Origin of the sequence: Baaleninema simplex PCC 7105, assembly GCF_000332355.1 — a bacterium.
In the GTDB taxonomy this organism is placed as follows: domain Bacteria; phylum Cyanobacteriota; class Cyanobacteriia; order Cyanobacteriales; family Geitlerinemataceae; genus Baaleninema; species Baaleninema simplex.
The window spans coordinates 2,008,976-2,016,080 of sequence record NZ_KB235958.1 but is presented as its reverse complement, the minus strand read 5'-3'; the positions used below and the strand labels follow the sequence as shown (position 1 = coordinate 2,016,080).

The following is a 7,105-nucleotide window of genomic DNA, read 5'->3' as shown; positions in this document are numbered from 1 at the left end:
TTAAACTTCACCTGCTTTCGGATTTTATTTAGATTGTCATTCACCGCTTTCATAACGTGAAATCTATCGACGACAATTTTGGGCATTGGGAAACACTTTTTCGATAAGCTTTGGAAATCCTCCCCACATATCTACACTGACTTCTTCGACTGCCTCTCTGACCTCTAACGGTTGCTGTAGAAGAACTTCAGCGATTTCTTCTTGTTGGTGAGAGTCGATGACTTCTATCAATTCTCCTTTCTCTAAATCGCTCACTACCGTCTACAAATTTTTTGTGACCTTTTATGTTTTGCTATCTCGTCCTAAACCCTAACCTTTTTACTTGTCCCCTAATTTACTTTTTTTTGCGTTCGTATACCTGTTGATGAATTCCATTTACCTGATGCCAAGACAAGTCTTCTTCTCTTTAACTTGCTCGACGCTACTAGCGATTACTCGCTCGTAAATATATTCTTCGTACCGCCTAGTAAACCTTCGACCAGTTTCAATAAAGTCTAGTTCTTCTGTAAAGTATTGTTGGCATTTTTTTACAGTAAAACTGACGCCGTGGTATTTGCAAATATACGAGTTGACCCGAAATGGGCAAGTCTCGAACTCTAACGGTTCGTGTTTGGTTAAGTTCGCCCGTCTTTTTTGCCACAATGAGGACAGGCAACTTCCTCTTCTCTAAAGCCTAGCTGCAAAAATATTGCTTCGCGTTCCCTGACCACGCTTCTCACTCTTACTTTGGGTAAGTTGATTAAGTCTTCTACAAAAAAGTTCATCTTTAGATCCGCCTGCATTTGTTTTCTATTATACTATTATCACCTCAAACTCCGAAGACCCGAGCAATTTTGAATTAACTTCTTCAAGTGTTCGCTTAAGTTGAAGATCTTTTCGCTGGATTCGCTTCATTTCAAGAGCTTGCCCAATGTCGAAAACTTTACGCATGAAGTTTTCTCCTGCGTAACGCATAGTAGTCCAATTACATTGACTTCTCTTGCTTCTCTCTTCTTTTTCTATTGCTGCCGTTTTTTCAAAAACTGATTTAAGCCTTTCACAGAGTTTTGTGATACTTAGTAATTCTTTAGGTTTGCTCATGAGTTTCGTCCCCTTTTTCCGTAGCTAGCTAATGTGACGTTCCCTTCTGGCGAAACGTAAAGAAATGCTGTTAAGTCTACTAGCCCCTCCTCACTAGAGAGACAATCCAACCTTCAGATAGGAGTTTTAACCGGTAAATTACCGCAAATGAGTTAGGATTGCTATATTTTTACTCATTACTTAAACTAGAGGGCATCTCGAGTAATTCAAGCTTACTGATAAAAAGGCTCTGCTATCGAGAATGGGGAACGAAATTTCAAGGGTTTCAGCCGTTGAGTTTTGAGCTCGAATCAATTTTTCGAGGTTCCCCAGATGATCCCTACACACCCTCTCCCCTCTTCTCGATGGTAGTGAATACTTCCTTCAACGGCTTTAAAAATCATGGTATCTAAACTAGGAAACACGTTCAAATCAAACTTTTCCTTAGTATCACGATAGCTATGAATCGGAGGGTCTTCTCCCTCAGAAACTCGAATAAAGAAAAAATAATAACCTTGACCTGCCATCGCAAAAACAATAGCATCGTCGGGCAACGGTTCGCGGCAGTAATCCTCCATTAGCTCAGGAGCATCTTCTTGATTATAAGGCACATCACCCACACCAAAATCTAAGTGATCCATAAATCTGTCAGCACCACCGCCCATCCACAAGAGGAATTCTTTATAGGCAGCCGGTAAAGGGAAGCCGAGTTGACGTTCGAGTTGCTCAATATTTTCTGGATAAGCCGGTAGAGTTTGATAAGGAAGATTTAAATCTTTAAATTCTTCCATCATTTCAGCATATCGTTGTTTAGCTCGCTCTAGGTACATCTAAGTTTCTCTCTGTTGACAAATTACTTTTCGAGCGGTGGCCAGAGGGGGTTAAAATGAGAGTCCCAGCGATAAAGCAGCCCGATAATCCCTCAGCGACTACCTGTTTGGGTTTCGCAACTGATTGAGCAGTTTCGCATCATTTTCTCGAATAGCTCGATCGAGCCGTCCGACTTGGTATTAAGCCCTTCCCTTTCTTTCTGCCATTCTTTTGATGTAATTTTTATGAGAATAAACTGCATAAACTTGAACCATCTTCATGAGAAAATCAGAGAAAGTATCAGATTTTATTTCTGAAACATCTAACCCTCCCTCTCCTTCTTCCCAAAAATATACAGGAGGATTGTCTCCCTCTGTTAGTTTAAACTAGTACATATTCGATCCTAAATTCTCATTTAGGACAAATATTTCAGAGGCAAGATTATCTTTACCTTCCCAAAAACGAAGCATACGGATGACATCTCGATAATGCGTTTTAGCTAGCAATTTTGCCATGTTGTATGAAAAGTCAATCATATAAAAAAGCCCAGCCATTTCTTTGCCTCCATATAGCAGAAACTCTTTATAGGCTGCTGGCAACTTATAAGGAGGTGACAGCGATACTTCTAATTCTGCTATCTCTTCTAGCGTACAAGGAATAATTTTCACATCATCTCCTTCGATGCGGCTTTCAAATAGATCGATCGCTTCCTTAATATACTGGAATTTCATTTTTTAAATGGAAGTTGACCTCAGTTAAACATAGCAACTCTATCTGGAAAGAGCATTTTCTTCCCCGTTGGAAAAATCTGAAATTTGCTCCCCTCTTCAGATTTTATCGCTAGAATTAATTTTTCTTCTTTTGTTCTGTCACTTCCTTAATATAATCTTCATGAAAATAAGTTCCATATGCCCGTATTTGCCTTAAAAGGAATTCGGAGAAAGTCTTGTATTTCATTTCCGGCAAATTTCTATAGAGCTTTTCTGAGTCTTCAAGTCCTACCTCGTACTCTTCGTCCCAGTAGTAGATTGGAGGGTTCTCTCCTTCTGTTAACTTTAAATAGTACATATTCGATCCTAGATGTTCGGTTAGTGCAAAAAATTCAGGATCGAAAGAATCTTTTTTCTCCCAAGCTTTAACTATAGTGAATAGACGACGATAGCCATCCTCAGCTAATATTTTTGCCATTTTATATGAAAAGTTATTCCCCCCAAAAACTCCTGCCATTTTTTTGCCTCCATACAGCAAAAACTCTTTATAAGCAGTTGGCAACTTATAAGGACGTGGTAACAAAGTCTCTAGTTCAGCTACTTCTTTTAAGGTGCAAGGAATGACCTCCACATCATCGCCTTGAATGATACTCTCAAATAGGAAAATTGCTTCTTCAATATATTGAAAAGTCATGATTTTCCTCTAAATTAGAACCTACTCATATTCTACTCCATAACGGACATTCACGTCAATATCACCTCCAAACATATCTCTGAATTGATTGACAATCATTCTACAGGAACGACAAGGAGACATTTCTGAATACAGATTAATAGATCCCGAGTATCCTTGCCCTTGATATCGATTGCGCTCTGAGGGAACAAAGCGCCCAAAAGCTCCTCGAGTCTCCTGGTTTCTGGCTCGCTCCATTTGTCTTATGACTTCTTCAAACAATTTCCTTTCGCTATCATTAGTGTTTTGTGGTAGATCCGGAAGAGGAGGGAATCTTCTCCTAGCTCCCCCTTGAGGCTCTGGCATAATTGCACGTCCCTCGAAAGAATCGAGGTTAAAATTGTCTCTGAGTGTTCTTGCAGTTCTCGACCCGGCAATGGAAATAAACTCCTCAGAGATTTCAGTTCCGCCGGGTAAAGTTATCTCAAAAGTGCCGTAAGCAATATTGCGTTGCCCTAAATTCAGTCCGTCAATTGGATTTAAGGGGACTTCGCCAACTTCATCTCTCAGTCCTGTCCGAATGTTACGAACTTCTTCGAGAACTTCTAAACGTTCTCGAAAACTTTGACTCCCCTGCGCTGGAAGGTTCCCGGTTACCAAATCTCGTCGTAAGGTTGCATATCGCCCCTGCATAATAGGGTTCAGAGAATTCTGATACGCATCATTGAAAACGACAATCATACGATCGATGTCTTCTAGCTCGATCGCATTAAAAACCCGTCGAAAATTCTCAAAATTCTCAAAGGTACCAAATTCGCGAATTAAGCGATTTCCTTGGGTACATCTCAAAAATGTAAATTCATCGAATTGGGCGCACTCAATTTCCAGATCCCCGGCATCTCCAAGATGCCGGGGATCTTATACCGGAAGTGCTAATCGGGAATTTTGCCACCCAAAACTGATGTTTTTGCAAAAGTGGGATGCACCCGATTTCCTTTAGCCGGATCGGGAGCATCTAGTTAAGGCAATGAGTAGAAATACGCATTGACAGAGGTTCGAGAATAGAGAGGAAAGCATTCCCCAGTCGTCAATGACCCCAGAAGAACGTCAAAAACTCAAACAAGCTGCCGAGACGATCGCCGATATCCTGTACCAAAATACCCCTAAAGAGAAAGTCCAAGACTTCGAGAGCATCGAGCTGAGCCTGCGCGACCACTGGCTCGAAACCCTTGGCCCGGAACTGGCCCTATTTTTTTGCCCAAAGCAGCCAGACTCGTAGCGGACGAGAACGAAAAATTAGGAGCTGTATTGGAGAAGTCTCCCTAACCAGTAATCAAGCCAAACGCTTAAAGGTTAAGCCCCGCACACGAGTGAGTCCTCATCTAGAACGTTGTTCGTTGCTCCTTTGTGCCAACGAATCCTTCGCTAACGCTGAAGTCGATATCGAAGTCCTGACTGGGGTCAAGGTTTCTCACGGCACTCAGCATCGCCAAGCCCGCCAAAACGCACTGTCATTGAGCCAAAGCCAAGACTCGGTGAGGGAAATGAGTGTTGATGGTGGCAAGGTGCGACTACGCACCCCTAAAGGACAAGAAAGTCTCTGGCGCGACTACAAAGCCATTGCTCTACACGGACAGGTTTGTGCCGCCGTCTTTCAAGACAACGCTCAATTGGCCGACTGGGTACGCCAACAGCCAAGGGCTGAGTCGGTGAGTGTCGTGGCCGACGGTCATCCCGGTGTCTGGAATTTGGCTCGTGATTGCCTCAAGGAATCCCAACGCCAGGAAATCCTCGACTGGTATCACTTGATAGAAAATCTGCATCGGGTTGGGGGTTCAAACCAACGTTTAGAAGCGGTACGAGAGCATTTGTGGCAGGGTGAGGTCGAAGCCGCGGGGGCCGAGTTCGGCCAGTGGCGTACTCCAGAAGTGGTCAACTTCCTCAACTATATAGAGCGCCATTCTCATCGCTTACCGAATTATGCCCAACGCCAGGAAAACGGCCAGGTCATTGGTTCGGGGGAAGTTGAATCGACTATTAAACGCATTGGTTTGAGAATGAAGATTTCCGGAGCGCAGTGGAATCGAGAGAATGTCAATCCCATGTTGCGTTTACGCTGTGCTTATCTCAATCGCGAGTTGGCTTAAGTATTTTTACTCATTACTTAAAATAGATGCTCCCAGCCGGATCGCTGGCAACGAGATCTATGTACGGCCTCCTCTGAGCTTCGGGGATGTGTTGAAGCAGAGAGAGATCGAAGGCTTCCGGATTAGATAAACCCTGTAATCCCTCATCGACTACCCCTTGCAACGCATCGTAAGCGGGGTCGAAATCAGTTCCGAGTTGGTTTTGCAACTGCTCGAGAAGCTCTTCATCATTGTCTCGAATTGCACGACCGAGTCTTTCAAGATCCTCAGGATCTAGGCGAGCTAAAACCTCAGTCCCCTCAGTGTTTCTAGCCAACGCTCCCAATACAGCCGCGCCTTCGTCAACGGTGGAGAGCAGATCGGAGCCAGCTAAGGCCATATTCACCAAAGCCATGACGTAATTGAAGCGAGCCGCATCGGGATCGTCGATCAAAGGTTCGCCACCGGCTTCCTGCGCTCCCGCCAGCGTATTGAGATCGTCCGCCTGCTCTAACTCGTAAACCGCCATTCCCGTACCGAAGACTGCCGCCGCTCTCGCCAGCACGATCGAGCCCTTGAAGAATGCTGTTACAGTCAATCCCAGTTCAACAGCAAGCGTAACGAGCGAAATTAGGGTTGCTTGATTTTGTTGCGTCTCAACATACTCTTGGACAACCCCCTTTGCGTCTTCACCCAACTGCTGGAAAGTTTCTGCAACAATCGGCTCGAGATCGTTGAGAGAAATATCCCCGTTGTGGATACCGACTTCCGCTCGATCGATAGCATTCAGGATTTTCTCAAACGCCTCAGTAAGTTTTTCTCTAATTGCATCGTTACTCACATTTCTTGAAACGTCACTAACTTCTAAAAGGCGAGAAGCTGGATATAAAGCCGCGATCCTGAGACGAACTAAGTCGATATTTTCAATCTCGCGATTGTAAAAGTTGGTGCGTTCTTCTACCTCCGAAGTAGTAAAAAATAAATGTGTAACTTCCATCGCGTATCATCTATCTTCGCTCGTCTTCCAGCGCCTCTCTCCTGGCGGCTAAAGCAGCATCGGCCTCAACGACTTGTCGGAGGTGCGAAATAGCATCTTCTTCGGAGTTCTCACCACTTCCTTGTTCGGGAGCTTCGTATTTTGCTTTGAGTTGTTCGATGCGTTGTCGGTTGTCCGCTAACCGTTGGAGCGCTTTAGCTTTTACCAACCCCCTGAATAGAGCGATATAACCCTCGTTGTTAATTTGCTCGTTACGTTCTAATCTTGGCAAATCTTGTTCGAGAACCGCTTGATATCCTTCCATATTCGGAAAGGTCTTACTTTCGGCTTCCCCCTCTAAGACGCTGCGGCTATCTAAGGTTCCAATTTCAGTATTGGGTGTGACAAGATGACCGTCGATCGTTACAAATGCTTTAACATTTATATTATTACCGGCACCAGTAAGGGTAATCTCATCGCGGCCTTCCTCGACTTCTTCTCGAGAAAATTCTCCCCGAGAGCCATCAGTTTCAATTTCCAGTGTAAAAATATAATGAAATCCTTCTTGTTCGATGACTACAGCTCCATCGTCACCTCCTGTCGCGATCGCAACGTTAGAGATACCGGGTTTCTGACGATTTTCATTTTTGAGATGCACCCCTTGGCGAGGAGAAGGTTTGAGAAATATTTCGACTTGAATTCTACAGTTTGTAGACTTTTGGCGAATACAATCTCCCAAATTCAAGTACGT

Annotated in this window: 11 protein-coding genes and 1 pseudogene; 1 reads left to right on the top strand and 11 read right to left on the bottom strand. The window is 43.9% G+C overall.

Annotated features, from left to right (window positions below):
• The 9 genes and pseudogenes from GEI7105_RS41015 to GEI7105_RS0111035 all read right to left on the bottom strand — a co-directional run.
• A partial coding sequence (locus GEI7105_RS41015) for a transposase (protein WP_144053914.1) occupies positions 1-86 on the bottom strand: 86 nt, incomplete at its 3' end.
• Complete coding sequence (locus GEI7105_RS33380) at positions 64-255, bottom strand: transposase (protein WP_017660527.1); 192 nt, start codon at positions 253-255, stop codon at positions 64-66. The genes GEI7105_RS33380 and GEI7105_RS41015, both read right to left, overlap by 23 nt.
• Before the next feature lie 120 nt (positions 256-375).
• Positions 376-561 carry a helix-turn-helix domain-containing protein gene (locus GEI7105_RS41255; protein WP_445958301.1) on the bottom strand — a complete coding sequence of 62 codons (186 nt, stop codon included), beginning with the start codon at positions 559-561 and terminating at the stop codon, positions 376-378.
• Between the two features lie 16 nt (positions 562-577).
• A pseudogene (locus tag GEI7105_RS41250) lies at positions 578-640 on the bottom strand (transposase family protein); the annotation flags it as partial.
• A 152-nt stretch (positions 641-792) separates the two neighbouring features.
• Positions 793-1,080: a hypothetical protein gene (locus GEI7105_RS0111055; RefSeq protein ID WP_017660526.1), complete on the bottom strand. Its 288-nt coding sequence runs from the start codon at positions 1,078-1,080 to the stop codon at positions 793-795.
• Between the two features lie 290 nt (positions 1,081-1,370).
• Entirely contained in the window at positions 1,371-1,889 is a 519-nt protein-coding gene (locus GEI7105_RS33375; RefSeq protein WP_017660525.1) for an SMI1/KNR4 family protein, read from the bottom strand.
• A gap of 366 nt (positions 1,890-2,255) precedes the next feature.
• Positions 2,256-2,600, bottom strand: coding sequence for an SMI1/KNR4 family protein (locus GEI7105_RS39850; RefSeq protein WP_017660524.1), 345 nt, complete (start codon positions 2,598-2,600; stop codon positions 2,256-2,258).
• A 115-nt stretch (positions 2,601-2,715) separates the two neighbouring features.
• Positions 2,716-3,273 (bottom strand): SMI1/KNR4 family protein, encoded by a 558-nt coding sequence (locus GEI7105_RS0111040; RefSeq protein ID WP_017660523.1) that lies wholly within the window; start codon positions 3,271-3,273, stop codon positions 2,716-2,718.
• Positions 3,274-3,294: 21 nt separating this feature from the next.
• Positions 3,295-4,101: a deaminase domain-containing protein gene (locus GEI7105_RS0111035; RefSeq protein ID WP_158413191.1), complete on the bottom strand. Its 807-nt coding sequence runs from the start codon at positions 4,099-4,101 to the stop codon at positions 3,295-3,297.
• Positions 4,102-4,342: 241 nt separating this feature from the next.
• Between GEI7105_RS0111035 and GEI7105_RS0111025 the strand changes: the two genes are divergently transcribed.
• Positions 4,343-5,399, top strand: a protein-coding gene (locus GEI7105_RS0111025) for an ISKra4 family transposase (RefSeq protein WP_445958273.1) whose coding sequence is annotated in 2 segments (ribosomal slippage) — positions 4,343-4,500 and positions 4,499-5,399 — 1,059 coding nt in all. Because the reading frame shifts where the segments join, the coding sequence is not laid out codon by codon here.
• 13 nt (positions 5,400-5,412) lie between these two features.
• Here the strand turns inward: GEI7105_RS0111025 and GEI7105_RS0111020 are convergent.
• Together GEI7105_RS0111020 and GEI7105_RS0111015 are read right to left on the bottom strand one after the other, a co-directional pair.
• Entirely contained in the window at positions 5,413-6,375 is a 963-nt protein-coding gene (locus tag GEI7105_RS0111020) for a hypothetical protein (RefSeq protein WP_017660520.1), read from the bottom strand.
• A gap of 10 nt (positions 6,376-6,385) precedes the next feature.
• Positions 6,386-7,093: a hypothetical protein gene (locus GEI7105_RS0111015; protein ID WP_144053758.1), complete on the bottom strand. Its 708-nt coding sequence runs from the start codon at positions 7,091-7,093 to the stop codon at positions 6,386-6,388.
• Positions 7,094-7,105 lie beyond the last annotated feature (12 nt).